The organism is Brachybacterium sp. AOP3-A1-3 (assembly GCF_052378285.1).
Lineage (GTDB): Bacteria > Actinomycetota > Actinomycetes > Actinomycetales > Dermabacteraceae > Brachybacterium.
In genome coordinates this window covers 87991-106589 of the sequence record NZ_JBQSXM010000010.1, presented here as the reverse complement: position 1 = coordinate 106589, position 18599 = coordinate 87991, and the positions used below count along the sequence as shown (strand labels likewise).

General features: G+C 66.3%; 14 protein-coding genes. 9 read left to right on the top strand and 5 right to left on the bottom strand.

Features of this window, described 5'->3' with window-relative positions:
• On the bottom strand, positions 1-623 hold a 623-nt coding region (locus ACT3T5_RS13980; protein WP_444594648.1), incomplete at its 3' end, for a GNAT family N-acetyltransferase.
• A gap of 172 nt (positions 624-795) precedes the next feature.
• Here ACT3T5_RS13980 and ACT3T5_RS13975 point away from each other — a divergent pair.
• The 5 genes from ACT3T5_RS13975 to ACT3T5_RS13955 all read left to right on the top strand — a co-directional run bounded on the left by ACT3T5_RS13975 (position 796) and on the right by ACT3T5_RS13955 (position 9641).
• Positions 796-1776 (top strand): LLM class flavin-dependent oxidoreductase, encoded by a 981-nt coding sequence (locus tag ACT3T5_RS13975; protein WP_444594647.1) that lies wholly within the window; start codon positions 796-798, stop codon positions 1774-1776.
• 208 nt (positions 1777-1984) lie between these two features.
• The gene (locus tag ACT3T5_RS13970; protein WP_444594646.1) at positions 1985-2410 is read left to right on the top strand and encodes a (deoxy)nucleoside triphosphate pyrophosphohydrolase; all 426 of its coding nucleotides are present in this window, start codon (positions 1985-1987) and stop codon (positions 2408-2410) included.
• Entirely contained in the window at positions 2407-5547 is a 3141-nt protein-coding gene (locus ACT3T5_RS13965; RefSeq protein WP_444594645.1) for a DUF3427 domain-containing protein, read from the top strand. The genes ACT3T5_RS13970 and ACT3T5_RS13965 overlap by 4 nt, the downstream gene beginning before the upstream one ends.
• 209 nt (positions 5548-5756) lie before the next feature.
• Entirely contained in the window at positions 5757-8171 is a 2415-nt protein-coding gene (locus tag ACT3T5_RS13960; protein ID WP_444594644.1) for an AAA family ATPase, read from the top strand.
• A 792-nt stretch (positions 8172-8963) separates the two neighbouring features.
• Positions 8964-9641, top strand: coding sequence for a class I SAM-dependent methyltransferase (locus ACT3T5_RS13955; protein WP_444594643.1), 678 nt, complete (start codon positions 8964-8966; stop codon positions 9639-9641).
• A 59-nt stretch (positions 9642-9700) separates the two neighbouring features.
• On the opposite strand, the gene ACT3T5_RS13950 is transcribed toward ACT3T5_RS13955, so the two are convergent.
• From ACT3T5_RS13950 to ACT3T5_RS13940, 3 genes are all read right to left on the bottom strand, one after another.
• Entirely contained in the window at positions 9701-10081 is a 381-nt protein-coding gene (locus ACT3T5_RS13950; protein WP_444594642.1) for a nuclear transport factor 2 family protein, read from the bottom strand.
• 106 nt (positions 10082-10187) lie between these two features.
• A complete protein-coding gene (locus ACT3T5_RS13945) occupies positions 10188-10985 on the bottom strand; it encodes an SDR family NAD(P)-dependent oxidoreductase (RefSeq protein WP_444594651.1) in 798 nt (265 codons plus the stop codon).
• 109 nt (positions 10986-11094) lie between these two features.
• Positions 11095-12660 carry a GmrSD restriction endonuclease domain-containing protein gene (locus ACT3T5_RS13940; protein WP_444594641.1) on the bottom strand — a complete coding sequence of 522 codons (1566 nt, stop codon included), beginning with the start codon at positions 12658-12660 and terminating at the stop codon, positions 11095-11097.
• 307 nt (positions 12661-12967) lie between these two features.
• Here ACT3T5_RS13940 and ACT3T5_RS13935 point away from each other — a divergent pair, with 307 nt between their 5' ends.
• The 4 genes from ACT3T5_RS13935 (at position 12968) to ACT3T5_RS13920 (ending at position 15729) form a co-directional block, all read left to right on the top strand.
• Positions 12968-13117, top strand: a complete 150-nt coding sequence (locus ACT3T5_RS13935; protein WP_343922589.1) for a hypothetical protein — start codon at positions 12968-12970, stop codon at positions 13115-13117.
• A 120-nt stretch (positions 13118-13237) separates the two neighbouring features.
• On the top strand, positions 13238-14401 hold the full coding sequence (locus ACT3T5_RS13930; RefSeq protein ID WP_444594650.1) for an amidohydrolase: 1164 nt from the start codon (positions 13238-13240) through the stop codon (positions 14399-14401).
• A gap of 414 nt (positions 14402-14815) precedes the next feature.
• On the top strand, positions 14816-15181 hold the full coding sequence (locus ACT3T5_RS13925) for a hypothetical protein (RefSeq protein ID WP_343922585.1): 366 nt from the start codon (positions 14816-14818) through the stop codon (positions 15179-15181).
• Positions 15181-15729: an RES family NAD+ phosphorylase gene (locus ACT3T5_RS13920; protein ID WP_444594640.1), complete on the top strand. Its 549-nt coding sequence runs from the start codon at positions 15181-15183 to the stop codon at positions 15727-15729. The genes ACT3T5_RS13925 and ACT3T5_RS13920 overlap by 1 nt, the downstream gene beginning before the upstream one ends.
• Positions 15730-15746: 17 nt before the next feature.
• Here the strand turns inward: ACT3T5_RS13920 and ACT3T5_RS13915 are convergent, their stop codons facing one another.
• Positions 15747-18536 carry a sugar-binding protein gene (locus ACT3T5_RS13915; protein WP_444577428.1) on the bottom strand — a complete coding sequence of 930 codons (2790 nt, stop codon included), beginning with the start codon at positions 18534-18536 and terminating at the stop codon, positions 15747-15749.
• Between the last annotated feature and the right edge of the window lie 63 nt (positions 18537-18599).

The window sequence follows — 18599 nt, the reverse complement described above, 5'->3', positions numbered from 1 at the left end:
CAGGGCCTCTGGCCGAAGACCTCTCGACAGGCGTCGACTCCCGTCGTCCTGATGTCGTCCCGTCTCGTTAGAAGCCATTTCTCTCGTGTGATGCGCCAACGCTGCATCTGTTCTGGTTGTCCCCGGCGAGTGGCCCAGGTCGTGCCGTTGCGTTCATACCCGAGGGCCTGCGAGACACGGTTCGACCCGACGTTGTCCAGGAAGGCTTCACTGCTCGCCTCGGCGGCCTCGAACCCTTCGAAGCAGAGGTGGAGCGCGGCATCTCGCATCTCCCGCCCCAAGCCCCGGCCACGGAGTTCGGCAGACAGCCACGAGAACGTGACCGCTGTTCCGTAGGTATCGAAGCTGGTCCCGATGACGTCCTGCATCCCTGACGGGCGACCATCGATGAGGACCACCAGATTGAGCCTCCAGAAGTCAGAGGTGACGCTGCCGCGACCACGCCAGATCCCCTGCAGCCACTTCTGAACCCGCAGGTCCGGATCGGTCTCGTACAGAGACATCGGGTCGTCGAACGGCGGAGGGTCTGCATCTGCCAGACCCGCCCGGACGACGGGCACCAGCTGCTCGAGCAAGTCGTCCGTTGCGCCGCGCAGCTCGAGCCGAGGCGTGCTGACGCTCACGTTCAGCGGAGGGTAACTGTGCATGTGTGGAGCGTATGCGGCGCTTACGCCGACGGCACCTGGTTTATCGCCTCACCGGGAGGAGGAGAGGCCGGGAAGAGAAACGAGGCCGTGGGCGTTGCTCCGGCAGGTGCTGCGCCGTCCGGCGCCGCCTGTCTCCGAAAGGTGCCTCATGCCCGTCCCGCTCTCGATCCTCGACCTCGCCACCGCCGCCCGCGACCAGACCGTGGCGCAGGCACTGGAGGGCACGGTCGCCCTGGCCCAGAAAGCGGAGGAGACCGGGTATCGGCGGGTCTGGTACGCCGAGCACCACAACATGGCATCGATCGCGTCCTCTGCCACCGCAGTGCTGATCGCGCACGTCGCCGCGCACACCAGGACCATCCGGCTCGGAGCGGGCGGCGTCATGCTGCCCAACCACGCCCCGCTGGTGATCGCCGAGCAGTTCGGCACCCTCGAGACGCTCCACCCGGGGCGGATCGACCTGGGGCTGGGCCGGGCGCCGGGCACCGACCAGAACACGATGCGCGCACTGCGTCGCAGCGGCGCCTCTGCCGACACCTTCCCCGAGGACGTCATGGAGCTGCAGGCCTACCTGCAAGGACAGTCCCGGATCCCGGGCGTGAATGCCTATCCGGGCAAGGGCACCGACGTCCCGCTGTACATCCTCGGCTCCTCGCTGTTCGGCGCCGGCCTCGCCGCCACCCTCGGCCTGCCCTACGCCTTCGCCTCGCACTTCTCCCCTGGTGCCCTGCACGAGGCGATCGCGCTGTATCGCCGCGAGTTCCAGCCGTCCGAGCAGCTCGAGGCGCCTCACGTGATCGCCGGTTTCAACGTCATCGCCGCTGACGAGCAGGCCGACGCCGAACGCCAGCAGCACGAGATGATGCGCAGCCGGGTGGCGCTGCTGCTGCAACCGGGCACCGAGTACACCGACGAGCAGGCCGATGAGCTGCTCGCCGCGCCCCAGGCCTCGCACCTGCACCAGATGGCGACCTACAGCGCCGTCGGCACCCCCGGCGTGGTCAGGGGCAAGGTCACCGAGTTCGCCGAGCAGACCGGCGCCGACGAACTCATCATCGCCCACCAGGGACCGCGGGTGGAGCAGCGGCTGCGGTCCGCTGAGCTGCTCGCCGAGGCATATCTGGGCTGAGTGACACGGCATGACGCGGCGCCTCTGCCCGCGACGGTTAGTCCTCCGCAGCGGCCGAGTTCAAGCCCACGCGCACAATGCCCGGCCATTGCGACGTCGGGACGACGGCGAAATTCTCGTCGACCAGGCGAGATGTCTGGTTTTCAGAGCCACATGTCTCCCATCGCTCATACGATGGGCTGACCAGCCGGGCCAGTAGAGGAGCCGCATGTCATCACAACCAGCGATCCATGTTGTGGGGGCGGTCATCGTCCGTGATGGTCTCGTCTTCGCTGCCCGCCGCAGCCCTGAGCGCAGCGCCGGCGGCCTGTGGGAGTTCCCTGGAGGCAAGGTGGAGCCTGGGGAGTTGCCGACGGACGCGCTGCACCGTGAGCTCGCCGAGGAGCTGGACGTCGAGGTACATGTCGGGGACCTGGCCTCACGACATACGACCCCGGTGGGCCCCGCCCTTATCGATCTGGCGTGCTACTGGACAGAGCTGCTCTCTGATGCGCCGACGACCAGCACGGATCATGACCAGATGGGGTGGTTTACGCCGGAAGAGTTGTCCGAGTTGGACTGGTCGCCAGCAGACGTGCCGATTATTCAGGATGCCTTCTTTGACCGCAAACCGCAGCACCTGGGGAATCGATGAGTGAAGATCATGCTCTGGATCCCGGGCTCTATGAGCTCTTAGTGACGACAGGGCTCTCCGCGGCGCTTGATGATCAGACCCATCAACCGCACGACCGAACCTTCGCAGACGTCGATGCTGCAGACGCGCCACACGTGCTCACGCAGCACCTCAGCGCGGTGATCTCCCGGGTGCTCACCGCACTACCGGTGGAGGAGCAGATCGAGACTGCGAACCGGCTGTTGCAGGCGATCCCTGAGGCAGTGCACTCCGACACGGTGACGTCTGGTCCGCAGCTCCTTACCTCGGTCACTGCGCCGATGTCACCGCCTCCACGTCGGCCGTCGACGCCTTTGACTGACGTCGCGCTGTTCACGAACTCTCGTAGTGATCCGCAGCTGGGCTCCGAGCTCAGGCTCGAGATGGCGAGTGCCGACAGCATTGATCTGCTGTGCGCCTTCGTGCAATGGAGTGGCATCCGCGTTCTGGAGGGTGCGTTGCGCGCGGCAGCCGAGCGTGGCGTCTCCATACGAGTGCTGACCACGACGTACATCGGCGCTACTGACCGCCGCGCACTCGACTACTTCGTTCGTGAGCTCGGCGCTGAGGTTCGAGTCAACTATGACTCGCAGTCGACTCACCTTCACGCGAAGGCGTGGATGTTCCATCGCAAGAGCGGCTTCCCCACCGCCTACGTGGGTAGCTCCAACATGAGTCGCGCAGCGCTGGTCGACGGGCTGGAGTGGAACGTTCGACTGTCCAAGCACGCGACGCCGACACTGCTCGACAAGTTCTCCTCAACTTTCGCGACCTATTGGGATGACTCGGCGTTTGCGCCGTATGACCCGGACACCGATGCCGAGTACCTCGACCAGATGCTTGCGAAGAATGGGGCGCGACGCGGCGACGGGGAAGTCAACGTCAGCCTCCTCGATGTTCGCCCGTACCCGCATCAGCAGATCATGCTTGATGATCTGCAATCTGAGCGGGAAACCCACGACCGGCATCGGAACCTGCTCGTTGCCGCTACGGGCACCGGGAAGACTGTCATCGCAGCGCTGGACTACAAGCGGCTCGCCCAAGGTGGACCGCGACCTAGTCTGCTGTTCATCGCTCACCGGCAAGAGATCCTGGAGCAGGCCTTACGCACCTATCGCGAGGTTCTCAAGGACGGAGCGTTCGGTGAGCTACTCGTCGGCGGCGCGCGCCCCTCTCGGGGACGCCACGTGTTCGCGTCCGTGCAGTCGATATCGCGGGAGGCCGAACTTGAACGCTGGGATCCGGCGCACTTCGACGTGGTGGTTGTCGACGAGTTCCACCACGGTCTCGCACCCTCGTACAAGAAGACAATCGACCATTTCAGGCCGGTTGAGTTACTAGCTCTGACGGCCACCCCCGAACGAACGGACGGGGGCGACATCGCCGTCGAGCACTTCAACGGACGAGTCGCTAGCGAACTCCGCCTTTGGGACGCACTGAAGGCCGACCTACTTGTCCCTTTCCACTACTTCGGCGTTGCCGATGGCAGCGACCTTCAAAGCATCCGCTTCACACGAGGGCGCTACGACCTCGGCCAGCTTTCTTCCCTCTACACAGGCAATGACGCGCGTGCTCGCATTGTGCTGAAGACCGTTGCAGACAAGGTCACCGATCCATCCCGAATGAAGGCCCTCGGGTTCTGCGTCAGCGTGGACCATGCGCACTACATGGCAGAGGTCTTCAACGCCGCCGGGATCCCCTCGCTCGCCCTCTCCGGTGAGTCGCGAAGTGGGGAGCGGCGCGAGGGCCTGCAGGGACTCCGTGATGGCGAGCTGGCGTGCATCTTTGCCGTGGACATTTTCAATGAAGGCCTCGACATTCCCATGATCGATACGGTCCTCATGCTGCGCCCGACGCAGTCAGCGACGATCTTCCTGCAGCAACTGGGGCGCGGGCTACGCCGCACCGAAGGCAAGGCGGTTCTCACGGTGGTCGACTTCGTCGGCCTACAGAATGACAACTTCCGCTTCGACCTCAAGTACCGGGCACTCACTGGTCTCTCCCGCAACAGGCTAGAGAGGAGCATCCGGGACAAATTCCCGTTCCTTCCGCCGGGGTCGCAGATCGTCTTCGATGAGGTCGCCGAAGACATCGTTCTTCACAACGTGAAGCAGCAGCTGCGCCTGGCCACTAAGGATCTGATTGCCGACGTCCGGCAGCACTTGCCCACAGGGACGGATCCAAGCCGCTACGCGCTGGGTTCCTACCTCACCGATGCAGAGCGAGGCATGGCAGACGTATACGGCTCCAGCGATCGCACCTACCGCGGCGAGAAGCAGCCTGCATCATGGAAGGCCGTGGTGGATTGGGCCTTTCCCGCAGACGCCACGCGTCTCGTCGATCCTGAGGCCACGGCGCTGTTCAAGAAAGTTGGTAACTTAGCGCACGTCGATGACCAAGAGCGCGTCGACCGGTACAGAGAGCTCCTCACAGCCCACGAGCTTCCGGCGAACCTCGACACGGATCTCACCGCTGCGATGCTCTACTTCACCTTCTGGCCGTCCGGAGATGGTGGCGGAATCCGAGCCGGCCTCGAGCGACTGCGGAGCCTGCCAGAACTCGTGAAAGAGGTGACCCAGATCCTCGACTACCGCGAGACCACTGTCCGCACGCTCCCCCAGCCTCTCGCCGGCGCTCTGGGAGTCTCCCCGCTGAGATCCCATGCGCAGTACTCCCGAGAGGAGCTGCTCGCTGGGCTGGGCCTAGGCACACTCGATGCTGGTGCTCCCGGAGCGATTCGTGAGGGCGTCAAGTGGATGCCGTCGCTGAAAACTGATGCGCTTCTCGTGACGCTCAAGAAGTCTGAGGCTGATTACTCGCCAACGACGCTTTACCACGACTACGCGATCAACCAAGAGCTCTTCCATTGGGAATCGCAGAGCACCACGAGCGCCTCGAGTCCCACGGGGCTGCGATACCAGCGCCACGGCGAACAAGGCTCGAATGTGGTGCTGTTCGCACGCCGCGCAAAGACCGGCGATATCGGCACCGAGCCGTACACCTGCTTGGGTACCGCACAGTTCCAGAGCTACGAAGGCTCGAAGCCGATCCAGATCCTGTGGAAGTTGGATCGTCCGGCGCCGGTCGAGCTATACCTCGAGGCAAGAGCCGCCGCGTAGCCCGCAGACGCTGCAAGTATCGACGAAGAATGAAAAAACTACCGGTCAGCGCACACAGCCATTAACCTCAGTTCACAACTAGTACAGAAAGTGTCACGCATTGCGAGCGCGGGCATCCAGTGGGCCACCAATTCCTCACAATATCGGCAATACATCTGAGCGGAGCAGTTTTGACTGAATTTGACACCGAGACCCCCGCAGGCCTAGCCATGTTCTCCTTCGGGGACATAGTACGCGAGGCGGAAGCGAGACGAGGCCTCGCAAAGAAAAACATCGCAAGTTGGGATCGTCTTCTTTCTGTTGCGTCGGAACTATCAGGCCGACCTGCGTCTGAATCAGAAATTCTGAGTGACGAAAAGGTTTGGAACCTCGAAAGGATTTCCATCCATCATTTCCGCGGCGTTGCAAACGACGATCCTTTAGTGGTCTCATTCGAGCCAACTCCTGGCATAACCGTCCTGCACGGACTAAACGGTGCCGGAAAATCCAGCGTTAGCGACGCTATTGAATTCGGCCTGTCTGGAAAGCCCTCCGAGGCGAGCAGTGCAACGGGCGGAAAGTCTCCATTATGGGACCCAGTTCACTTGGCACGCGGGTCCCAGAGTGCACACGTTTCAGTTACCCTCACATCCGGAACCGCCCGCCTTGTTCTCGACGCATCGCTCGATTCGAGTGGAGCGATACAAAGTCATACCGCAACGATCAAGGACGCGGAGGGGGAAAGGCAGGCACCCTTAGATAGCTCCTGGCGGGCGGCCCTACTTAGCCATCAACCGGTATTTGCCTACGCCTCACTAGAGCGTCGCGTTCAGCTGAGCAAGGATCTCGCTGAGTATTTTGAGGGACTTCTGGCGCTCGGGGGAAGCTTCACTGCACTCCACGACGAGATCGTATTGCGTAGCGGCGCCTCCACCGAAGCCCTGCAACGCTGGAATGTCGCCAGATCCTCCGCTATGCAGTTACTGGAGGAAATTGATAGTGCGAGAACTTCTGAGTCTTCACCCCCCGCGCTATCGCCGGTTCGCGAGCCTCAAATCGGAGAGGATATGCAAGAATGGATCGAAAGCGCAGGTCTCCTCGAAGGTGGGCAGGAGTATTCGACCCTCCCAGGCGATACGCACGGTCAGCTTGCTGATTGTGCACACAAACTCCTCGACTCTATCCGCGCCCTCGAAGCGGCGAGAGGCACTTCGGAACTTCTGCTTTCGGCCGGCCTCGAGCAATTGCACAACGAAGCGCGTTACCATCGCATAGGAGGAGACACTTGTCCTGTGTGTCTTGAAGTCGCTCCTGATTGGTTGAAAAAGCTCCGTAGCACCGTTGAGAAAAACCAAAGTATCGCCAATCAGAAAAAATCCGTGAACGCTTGTACAAAAGCGCTTACGGACCTTGCGGGTGCCCTCTTGGACCCCATCCTCGAGGTCACCGATGGCGCCATAGTCGATAGCGAATTGCTCCCGCGCGCGTCCACGCTGCGTCACCTAGTGGAATCCTTCCGTGAATCCCGCGAAGATGGGGTATCCTCTAATTTTGAAGTGATGTTGGCTTCGTCTAACTTGGCTAACTGGATAATTTCCGACGGCGCAAAGTCTTTAATCGGCGAGGCCATCGAGAGGACTGACTCCTTGAAGCAATGGGCGATTGCGCGATCGCGCGTGGCATCCAGTTTCATAGAGGTTTGGAAAAGCGACGGGCCTGCCGCAATGGATGCTACGGCATGGAAGGAGACGACAAAGCGGCTGGATGACTTGAGAAAGCATCTTCGTGGTCGGAGAAGCGTGACGCTCGAGAGGCGATCGAGTGATCGCATCGAAAAGCTTCTAGCCGATGCCAATCTACGCCTAAAGGGTATCAATGTGCTTTCAACTAAAGCCTCAATGGAGCTCGTCGACGAGCACGACAAGGTAGTTGATTTGGGCATGTTAAGCGCCGGGCAACGAAACGCAGTTCTACTTGCTCCACTCTTGGCTTGCATAGATTCCGGCCCCTTCGGATTTATAATTCTCGACGATCCGGTACACGCTTTTGATGAGCTGCGCATCGATCGCCTGGCGTCGACACTTGCGGAACTCGCACTTACGCGTCGCGTCATTGTACTAACACACGACGAACGACTAAAGGAGCATCTCGTTGCTCGCACGTTGGAGTACGACACCAGGATGGTTGATCGTACAAGCTCGAGCGGAGAGGTTCAGATTTCCGATAGTAGCCAATTCTGGGACGAGTTGCTGACGGATGCCCGGAGTATCCTCGACCTCGCAATGGACGAGTCTGGTTCATTAATTGAGGTGACTGACGCCGTTCGAAAGCTTTGCCGCATGAGTATCGATAACGCGCTTCGCTCATTCGCGCTAAGAAACGCGAGCTCTTTGGGTCGAGACGTTATTTTGGACCTCGATAGGCTCGATTCATGCGACCGGACCGACCAACGCTTAAAGGTCGCGGAAGACTTCTGGGAAGGCCCGATCCGCAGGAATCCGGTCACTCTATCGATCCGTAAGTGCAGCGAGCACTTCGAGGCCTGGAATCACTCGATTCACGGGAACCCGGCAATCACAGTCGTAACCGTGGATGAGATCAAGAATGCGAGGGCGGCATGCAAACAACTTTCTCGCGCAGCATGAGGTGGGGTGAGAAAGGCAGGCGCGCCCGCACTCGACTTGCTGTCGTCGATTTCCGACAACGCATTGAAGCGATCGCCACGTCCGCTGTCAGGCAGTCATCTACTTCAACCGAGGTAACTTTCGGAACGAATAGGATCCGCGAACGCCTTGTATTTCTGATCGTTGTCCTCCATGGAAAAGTTGATGACCGGCAACTGCTCGGGCAAATTAGACTGGTGCAGCACATCTACAAGCGGACTTCCGACGTTTTGCATGGCAGATCGAACATGTTGAACATTTCTGACGTTCTACTTACCGAATGGGACGTTGCCATATCTGAACTCGAGAAACTCTCGGAGGTTGGCTAGCCTCCCCCGCTTGCTGCGCTAACGTCGGCGATATCAGTCTACGGACCGCAATTCGAGTGGTCTTTGTAGGTACGATTCTTCGCGAACCCCCTGTCCCGGCTGGTTGCGCGACTCAACTAGCGACTTCGATGCGCTCTACGCCCTTTCTAGGCGCTGGCCCGTTTTTAGTCATTATTTGATCGACAGAGTCACGGTGACAACGGCGTGGATCGGCTTCCACAGCGGGGGCGGGATGCCGGCGTCCACCGTCTCAACGCGATTCAGAGGCATGCGCGTCATCGAGAGTGACCCGTGGTCGGAGCCCGGTGCGGCGCAGCCCTGGCTGGGCCCGCAGGCTGTGACGGCAATCTACCGACGCAGCGTCCCTGGCAAGATCGTCCGGCTCACGCGTGCGCAGTCGGCAAGAGAGACTCCGCTGCGCCGCGGCATCTGCCAAGCTCCCCGCATGACAGCACCCCACCAGCACGGCACGACCCATCAGCACGACGACGCCCCCGCCGACCCCAACGCCCACCTCTCCCCCACCGAGTACTGGGAGAAGCGATACGGCGACACCGAGCGCGTGTGGTCCGGTCGGGTCAACGCCACCATGGCCGCAGTGGTCGGTGAGTTCACGCCCGGCTCCGTGATCGATCTGGGCTGCGGCGAGGGCGGGGACGTGCTGTGGCAGGCCGAGCAGGGCTGGCAGGCCCACGGCCTGGACATCTCCTCCACCGCGGTGGACCGCGCCCGTGCCGAGGCGGACGCGCGTGGGCTCGACGGCGCCACCTTCACCGCGACGGACCTCAGCACGTGGCAGCCCGAGCCGGACTCGGTGGACCTGGTGACCGCGTCGTTCTTCCAGTCGAACGTCGCGCTCGACCGCGCGACTATCCTCCGCGCAGCGGCGTCGGCCGTCCGCCCCGGAGGGCGCCTGGTGGTCATCTCCCATGCTCAGGGCCCGGCTGGGTCCTCCCACCGGCGACCGAACATGGTGACCGCCCGCGAAGATGCCGCCGAGCTCGACCTGCCCTCGGACCAGTGGACGGTCGAGACGGCGGACGAGCGCAGCCGGCCCTCCACCGGCCACGATGGACAGTCCTCCGAGCTGGTCGACGCAGTGCTGGTGATGCTCCGGCGGTGAGGCTGAAGGGACGGGCTACTCGCAGCCCACGCCATCCCCGCGGGGTGCAGACGCGTCCCTCAGTGGGTCACGGTGGTCTGCTGGTAGAGGGTGAGCGCGTGCCTGCCGCCCGCCAGCGTGTAGTGGCTCGACATCAGGGCGACGAAGGGCTCGTCCTGTCCGTCCCGGGAGGCGGTGGCCCGATAGACCAGCGCGACGCTCGCCTCCCCCGTCGGGACCAGGCGCGCATCCTCCAGGGAGAAGGTGCTCCAGGCCGGAGACTGGTTCAGGGTCGCCGCGATCGTCTCCCGGTCCAGCACCATGCCGTTGACGAGGATCATCAGCGCATCAGCCGTCATCAGCTCGCCGTAGAAGCTGCCGCCCTCGTGCCGGGAGAGGGCCTCCCACCCGCGGTGCTCCAGCGCCAGCAGGGCATCGATCGTCAAGAGGTGGTCCGACATGGTGTCTCCTCTGTCGTCGTGTCGTGTCAGATGATCACAGTGCGCGGTGCACGTCGAGGGGAAGACCCGTCTCGAAGAGCGCCCGTTCGCCCTCGCCGAGCGGCCCTCAGGGCAGGATCGCGTCCGTGTACCCGCCGTCCACGCGCAGCGCCCCGCCGGTGGTGGCCGAGGCCAGCGGCGAGGACAGGTAGACCACCATGTTCGCGATCTCCTCGGGGCGGATCAGGCGCTTCAGCAGCGACTGCGGGCGGTGCAGCCGCATGAACTCGGCCTCCGCCTCCTCCCACGGCAGCGCGGAATCCACCAGCTGGTAGACGAAGTCCTGCACGCCCTCGGTGTAGGTGGGGCCCGCGATCACGGAGTTCACCGTCACCCCGGTGCCGGCGGCCTCCTTCGCGAAGCCGCGGGAGACGGCCAGCAGCGCCGTCTTGGAGACGCCGTAGTGGATCATCTCCGCCGGGGTGACGATCGCGGAGTCGCTCGCGATGTTCAGGATCCGGCCCCAGCCGGCCTCCTTCATCCGCGGCAGCACGGCGCGGATCAGCCGTACCGAGGCCATGACGTTCACGTCCCAGTAGCGCTGCCACTCGGCGTCCGTGATCTCGAGCGCCGGGGCGGCGCCGAAGATGCCGAGGTTGTTGACCAGGATGTCCACGTCCCCTGACACCTCGAGCGCGGCGACGAGGCCGTCATCGGTGGTGACGTCGCCCGGTGCGGCGATCAGCAGCTCAGGGTCGATGCCGCCCTCGGTGAGCGAGGTCAGCGCCTCCTGCACCCGCTGCGGGGTGCGGCCGTTGACCGCGACGCGGGCACCCGCTTCCGCGAGCCGCTGGACGATGGCGAGTCCGATGCCCTGCGTGGAGCCGCTGACGAATGCTGTCCTGCCGGTCAGATCGATACCGATCATGTGTGGGTTCCTCCCCTGGACGTGTCGTCCTGGAGCAAACGCAGGAGGGGGCCGGATCCTTCCCGGGGCCCGTCATCGTGGGTACAGCGCCGGTCAGGACAGTGCTCTACTCGCAGCCCACGCCATCCCCGTCACGGTCCAGCTTTGTGCTGTAGCCGGGGTCCCCGGCGTGGATCGGGGCGGCGCCGGCGGCCCGGACCGCATCGCAGTTCTTGTAGTACGTGGAGCCTCCGCCGGAGCTCGACCCCGAGTCCTTGCTGGAGGACGAGCCCCCGCTGGAGCTGGAACCGCCGGTCGAGGACGTCGCCGGAGCCGGCTTGGGTGCCGGCTTGGGGGCAGGCTCGGGCTCGGGTGCCGGGGCAGGGGCCGGCTCCTCCCGGGTGGCGATCACGTCGCCCTCCCCGGCAGCCGGCACGGTCCCGTCGTCCTCGATCGCGGCGAAGCCGTCGCAGTCGGCCAGCACATCGCGCATGGCGTCGGCCTCGGCGGGCTTGACCCACAGCTCGTACTTGTCCTTCACCGCGATCTGGCGGGCGACGTACTCGCAGCGGTAGTCCTTCTTCGGCGGGAGCCAGGTGGCGGCGTCTCCGTCGCCCTTCTGACGGTTCAGGCCCGACTCGACGGCCAGCAGGTTCAACGGGTCGTTGGCGAACGCGACGCGGGTGTCCTCGTCCCACTGGGCGGCGCCCGTCTGCCAGGCATCCGAGAGGGCCACGACGTGGTCGATGTCGATCGTGCTGCTCGCCCGGTCGAAGTCCACGGTGTCACCGCTGTACGGGGAATCGAGGCGTCCCAGCTGCACGACGCAGCCGTTCGTGCCGCCCTTCAGGGTGATCTGGTGCAGGTCGCGCCGCAGGATGTCGTTGCGGGTGTCGCAGCCGTTGCGGTCCACGTCGTTGCGCCAGCCGAAGGAGTCGCGGTCGTAGTCGGTCTTCGGGGCGCGGCCCTTCTCGTCGAGGCCGGCGAGCATCGCGAGGGCGGCGCCGTCGGCCGCCTCCACGGTCTCCGGCGTCGGGGACGGCTCCGGCGTGGTGGGCTCCGGGGCGGGGGTCGTCGTCGGGGCCGCTTCGGTGGTCGGCTCCGCGGAGGGTTCGGCCGACGCGGCGTCGTCGGCCTGCGTCGGCGTCTCGGCCGGAGCCTGCTGGCCCTCCTGTTGGCCCGCCTCGGCGGCCGCTCCGGCGGCGACCCCGTCCGACGGCGGCGGGGCGGGAGCATCGATCGAGCCGGCGATGCCCACCAGGGCCACGAAGCTCACCGCGACCACGCCGGAGATGACCCGGGAGGGCCACTTGACCGTGTCGTACTGCTGGAGGGGGCGCCCCTTGGCGTCCTTCACCGTGCCGGTCAGCATGAGGACGAGGTCGATGAGGTACCAGAGGAACAGGCCGCCCATCGTGAGGAACTTCAGCAGGCCTGTCTTCCAGCGCCCGAGGTAGAAGCGGTCCACGCCCCACACCCCGAGGAACAGGGACAGGGCCCACGCGACCGCGTAGTTCTTCCCGGGCTCGGGACGGGGGCGCTGCGGCTCACGGAACCCGTGCGAACCGGGGGCGCCGTGCGCGCCGGGGAGGCCCTGCGGGAGGCTCGGATCCTGGGGCTGGCCGAAGCGCGGAGCGGAGGGCCAGCTCTGACCACCGGACGGCGGCTGCGGGGCAGGGTGATCGGTAGGCATGAGCATCCTTCAGGGGAGATCGCCGACATGCACGAACTGTGTGGACCGCGGCGTCGGCACTGGCCACGCGTCTCTTCACCCTCAAGGGTTCGTCCCTAGATTATCTTTCAATCATGCTGTTCGGCCTGCGTTTCCGTCGGAAGTCAGCGACCTCACACAGTTGTCCAGAACGTATGGGCCTACTCGCCGACGGGCGCCCGGGGGTATGTTGATCAGCAGTGCGCGTCCGCCGTGCAGACGGGATCCTCCGGTCCCGCCGCCGGAGCCGACCGTCGGCGCGGACGCCGAGAGGGAAGCCGGTGGCACGATGGGATCTTCTCTGGGACTCGGCTTCATCGAAGCACTCCTGCTTGCGGGGATGGGGATCGGCGTCGTCGCCCTCGCGACCGTGGGTGCAGCCCTGGTGAAGCTCGCCTTCTGGGGCCCGGCCGCGCGCCGGCGCCACGACGAGGATTGACGCCGCCGTCACCGCAGGTACCCCTCCCCCACCGGAGGGAGCGTCGAAAGGATCCATATGTCTGTTCTGAGCCCACAGATGGTCGCCTCGCTGGAGGAGAACACGTCACGGTCCTAGGAGCTGTTCACCGACTTCCACCGCCACCCCGAGCTGTCAATGCTCGAGGAGCGCACCCGGACGATCGTCGCCGAGCAGCTCACCGAGTACGGCTACGAGGTGCAGGAGATCGGGGGCGGCGTGGTGGGCGTGCTGAAGAACGGCGACGGTCGCACCGTGCTGTTCCGGGCCGACATGGACGGGCTCCCGGTCACGGAGGCCTCGGGCCTGGACTACGCCTCGACCGCCACGCAGACCGATGCCGACGGCGCGGAGCAGCCGACGATGCACGCCTGCGGCCACGACTTCCACATCACCGCCGGCCTCGGCGCTGCGAAGCTCCTCGCCGAGCATCGTGACGGCTGGTCGGGAACGTACGTGGCCCTGTTCCAGCCCGGCGAGGAGAAGGCCGCCGGTGCCCGGTCGATGGTGGCCGACGGGCTGGTCGACAAGGTGCCCACGCCGGACGTGTGCCTGGGTCAGCATGTGCTGACCACCCCGGTGGCCGGGAAGGTCGCGGTGGCCTCCGGGCCGGTGCTCAGCACGGCCGCGTCGGCGAGGATCGTGGTCCACGGCGCGGGGTCGCACGGCTCGATGCCGCACCTCGGGGTGGATCCCGTGGTGCTGGCCTCGGCGATCGTCACCCGCCTGCAGACCCTGGTCTCGCGCGAGCTCTCCCCGTCGAACTTCGGTGTGGTCACCGTCGGCTCCCTGCAGGCCGGCTCGAGCGCGAACATCATCCCGGACACCGCGACGATGCTGCTGAACTTCCGCGCATACAGCGAGGAGATCCTGGATCAGCTGATCGACGGCGTCGAACGCATCGTGCGCGCCGAGTGCGAGGCGGCCCGCTCCCCGAAGGAGCCGGAGATCGAGCTGTACGACCGCTACCCCCTGACGGACAACGACGCCGACGCCGCCGAGGTGGTGCGCCGCGGGTTCCTGGAGCAGTTCGGGGAGGAGCGGGTGGAGGAGATGGCGCCGGCCACCGCCTCGGAGGACTTCTCGATCGTGCCCGACGCCTTCGGCTCCCCGTACTGCTACTGGGGCTGCGGCGCCTACGCCGAGGGCCGGGAGACGTACCCGAACCACAGCCCCCTGTGGTCCCCCGACCTGCAGCCCACCCTGCGCACGGGGACCGAGGCCGCCGCCACTGCGGTGCTCGCGCATCTCGCCCAGGAGGGCTGAGAAGGACGGCCAGAACGCGGAATGGCGGCCAGAGCGCGAGATGACGGCCAGAAGGCGGGATCACGGCTCCTCACGCCGGATCCCGCCTTCGCCGGGTGCAGGGCCCGGCGACCGCCGCCCCTCACGGCCGGTCGCCTGCCCTCCCCTTCCCCTGATGGAGGGCGGGCACGAGACCGGTGATGCTGCGCTCTGCGCCGACCCGACGGCCCCCACCGTCGGCCGACTCACGCGGCAAGTCGATCCCGTGCCCAGGCCTCGTATCCCTTGCGGGACCCGCACCCAGTCCCTGAAATCTAGGGGGACCTCGGCGGGAGCGCGATGGGGCGGACTGCCCCGGTCACAGATCCCCGGGGAGAACTCCCCATCATCCCGACACCTCTTGCAACATTTTTGTTGCGGGAGGATAGTGGTGCCATGAGCACCATCGACCATCCCGTACAGCCCGACCGCGAGCTGTTCACGCTCAAGGTCCGCTCCACCTCCCGGGCCCTCGGCAGCCAGGCGAAGCTCGCGGCATGGGCCGGCGTGAGCCGCTCCCAGACCACTCGATGGGTGGACGGAGAGACCCAGCCGTCCTCTGACGCCGCCCGCGCCGTCACCGACCTCGAGTTCATCGTCTCCCGTGCCCGCATGGTCTGGGACGACGCCGTGATCCCCGACTGGCTGAGCGGCCACAACGCCTTCCTCGACGGCGCCACCCCACTGGAGATGGTCCGCCAGGGACGCACCTCCGAGGTCCTCGACGCCATCACCGGCGACGAGACGGGTGTCTACGCCTGATGCTGCTGTACCGCGTGCACCCCTGGGTCGACGCCGTCGACCCCGCTGCACCGTATGGCCCGCTCTTCGTTCCGCCGGGACAGGGTGCCGGCCGGTGGGACAACCCCGACCTCTACACCATGCGCTATTTCTCGACGACTCCTGACGGCGCGATAGCAGAGACCTTCGGGCATCTGTCGGCCTGGTCGTCGGAGATGCTGCTCGTGCCGAGCAACGACGAGGCCGTCCGCGCGCTGAGCTGCTACGAGATCCCCGACTCCGCGCGCCTCGCTGACCTCGCGGATCCAGAAACGCTTCGCGCACTGGGTGTCCGCCGGGTCACCGACGTGATCGAGCGTCACAAACGTCGAACACAACGGCTCGCGGCGACGATCTTCGACGAGGGCTCCTTCGACGGAATCTCGTGGTGGTCCTCTTACCACCCCACGATCACCCTGGTCGCGATGTGGGGATCGGACGGCATCACGTGCAGCCGCACCGATCCCCTGAGCATCGACGCCCCTGAGCTCCAGGACGCTGCGCGCCTCATCGTGCGCGAGGTGTGCTGACCGCGCCACCCCCGACGTCACTTGAGGGTGGTCGCCGCAGCCACGGTGCCCGCGTCGTTCTCGAACGAGGCCACCAGGTGCAGGGGCGCCCCGTCCGCGGGCTCGCCGGTCAGCGGCACGTCCGTGGTCGTCATGCCCTTGCCGACCTCCTGGGGATCGACCGTTCCGAGGATCGTCGAGCCGTCCCACAGGTACAGGCGCAGTGTTCCCGCTTCTCCGGTGCGCACCCGTGCGGTGGCGCCGCTCTTCGTGCGCGTGACCTTCTCCAAGCGCAGGGTCCGGGACCGCAGGGCGGGCACCCCGCCGAGGCCGGTGCCGTCGCCGGCGGCCTGCAGGATCGAGGCGGGAGATTCGACGGAGCGGGCCGCGGTGTCCGGGATCTTCGGCTCCACCGGGGCGGACGCTCCGGCGGGGAGATCCGGCAGCTCGAGCACTCCCCACCGGGACGGGTCCGCCTGGATGCCCGGGTAGGTCGACCAGCCGATCCGGGACTGCCCGGTGTTGTCCTGGGTGTCGGAGTCGTAGACGACGACGTTGAAGCCCATGCCCGTCGGGTCGATGCCGTCGGGCAGCTCGGCGAACGGGATCCTGGTCTCGAACAGGTAGCCGTCGTAGGGGTCGGAGATCGCGGCGGCGATCCGCACCCCGGGGGCGGTGTCCGCGATGGGGCCCTGGCGGTTGTCGTGATCGCGCCCCGCCACGGGGCCGCCGATGCTGCCGTCGACGGCGGTGCCCGGCAGGGCCCCGAGGATGAACGTCGAGGCGGTGTTGTCGGAGGTGCCGCGCGGGTCGATCATGATCTCGATCGAGTCGGTGCGGAAGCGCTGCTTGTTGTCCTCCGGGGGCAGCAGAGTGCCGAGCACATCATCGGTGACCTGCACGAACACGTACAGGTTCTCGTCGTCGTAGGTGACCCAGGTGGTGCCGGAGGCGTCGGCCGCCTCGACCGCCTGACCCTCCCACAGGGTGCCGATGTCGATGTTGTCCCCCGGGTATTCGTCGGCCCCGCGCGCGGCATCGACCTCGACGCCCTCGGTGCGCGAGGCGACCAGCCGCGGGACCAGGCAGAGCCCCTGCGCGGTCGGGGCGGCGACCCCGTCGGCCGTGGCGGTGACGGTCACCGGGTAGACGCCGCCGTCCGGGGCCCGGTTCGCGGTGGGCAGGGAGGCGTCGGTGTTCTCCACGCGCACCGTAAGGCGCGTCTCCCCCTGGGCGGGGACCGCTTCGGCCAGCAGCTCCGGTGGGTCTGCCGTGAAGCCGTCCGGGAGCTCGAGGGTGATCTCCGCGTCCTGCGCGGACGTGGAGTGGTTGCGCGCCACGACCTCGAAGGTCTCTGCCCGGCCGGAGCCCAGGGTGCGCCGCGTCGGGACCAGGGCGTCGAGACGCTGCATGCCGAGCTCCGCGGTCCAGTCCAGGAAGGCGGCGATCTCGGGGCGGTCGGCGATCCCCGCCTCCACGGGGCCCGCGGTGCGCAGCGGCAGCACGTTCTGACCGCTGCCTCCGCGGGAGGCGGCCGTGGCGCGCAGCAGCACGTTCTCGCCGGGGGTCGTGCCCGCCGGGGCGGTGACCGTGAAGGTGGCGCTGCGCTGCTGCTTCGCGGGGACGGTGCCGAGCTTCCCGCTGCCCTCGACGCTCCAGCCCTCGGGCGCCTCGAGCTCCACGGTGGCCTGCGGCAGGGCCTTCCCGGGCGAGCCGACGGCGACGGTCACCTCGATGCCCTCACCGGGCAGGGCGACGAAGCGGTCCGAGGTGACCTCGAGCGTGGTGCCCAGCGGCAGCCCGCCGTCGATCGGGAGGGTGGCGCCGGCAAGCGCCGCGGTGTCGCCGCTGGTGGGGTCGGCGAAGGGGGTGCGGGAGTCGATGAGGGTGAACCAGGTGGCCGGGATCTTCGCCGGCTCGGTGGGCGAGGGCGGGTTCACGGCCCAGCCCTGGGTGCGGTAGCTGTGCACGGAGTCGTCGCGCACGGCGCTCCAGCGCTTGCCGTGGCGCTGCGACTCGGTGCCGTTCCAGGTGCCGAAGACGACGTCGCTGGCGATGTCGGGCTCGTAGCCTGCGGCGACGGCGTCGGGCCCGGTGCCGGAGCTGCCGTTGGAGCCGGAGCGCAGGATGCGCCGCGGGGAGAAAGGCGTCAGGCCCTCGTCGAAGTGCTCGGGGAAGACGTCGTCCCGGCCGGCGAGCAGGTACGCCTCGACGGCGAACATCGCGGCCTGCTGGTGGTTGCCGTGGTTGCCCTCGACGGCGGAGGGATTCATGGTGACGATGACGTCTGGCCTGGTCGCCCGCACCACGCGGATCACGCGGCTGAGCGCCTCGGCGCCGCCCCACACGTCGTAGGTGAGCGGCGCGGACAGGGTGTAGAAGAAGTCGACGGCGTCGAGGTTGAAGACGTGCTCGATGCCGGCGTAGCCGACGGCGGTGCGCTCCTCGGTCTCGCGGATGAGGCCCAGCGCGGGCCCCTCCTCGAGGCCTACGGCGTTGCCGCCGCCCTCCCCACGGGTCAGGGTGATGACCCCGGCCCGCTGGTCCTCGAACTCGTTCCACTGGCCGAAGGCGGCCAGGGTCCATGCCTCGTCGTCGGGGTGGGCGCCGATGTACAGGATGTCGAGATCCACGGCTCCGTCGGCGAGGGCCCGCTCCATGGGCGACAGGGCGTTGAGGTCCAGCGCGGTCGCGCCCGCGGCGAGCCCGAGCACGGCGGAGCCCTGCAGGAGTCGACGTCGGCTGACGCTCCCCGGCGACGTCACCGGGTCGGAAGCGGACTGGGTCTGCGGGGCGGGCTGGGGCATCGGGCGGGCGAGGTCGACCATGGTTTCTCTTCTCTCCAGATGCATGCCGCTGCGGTGCGGCTGCACGTCGTCATCGGTGAGCGA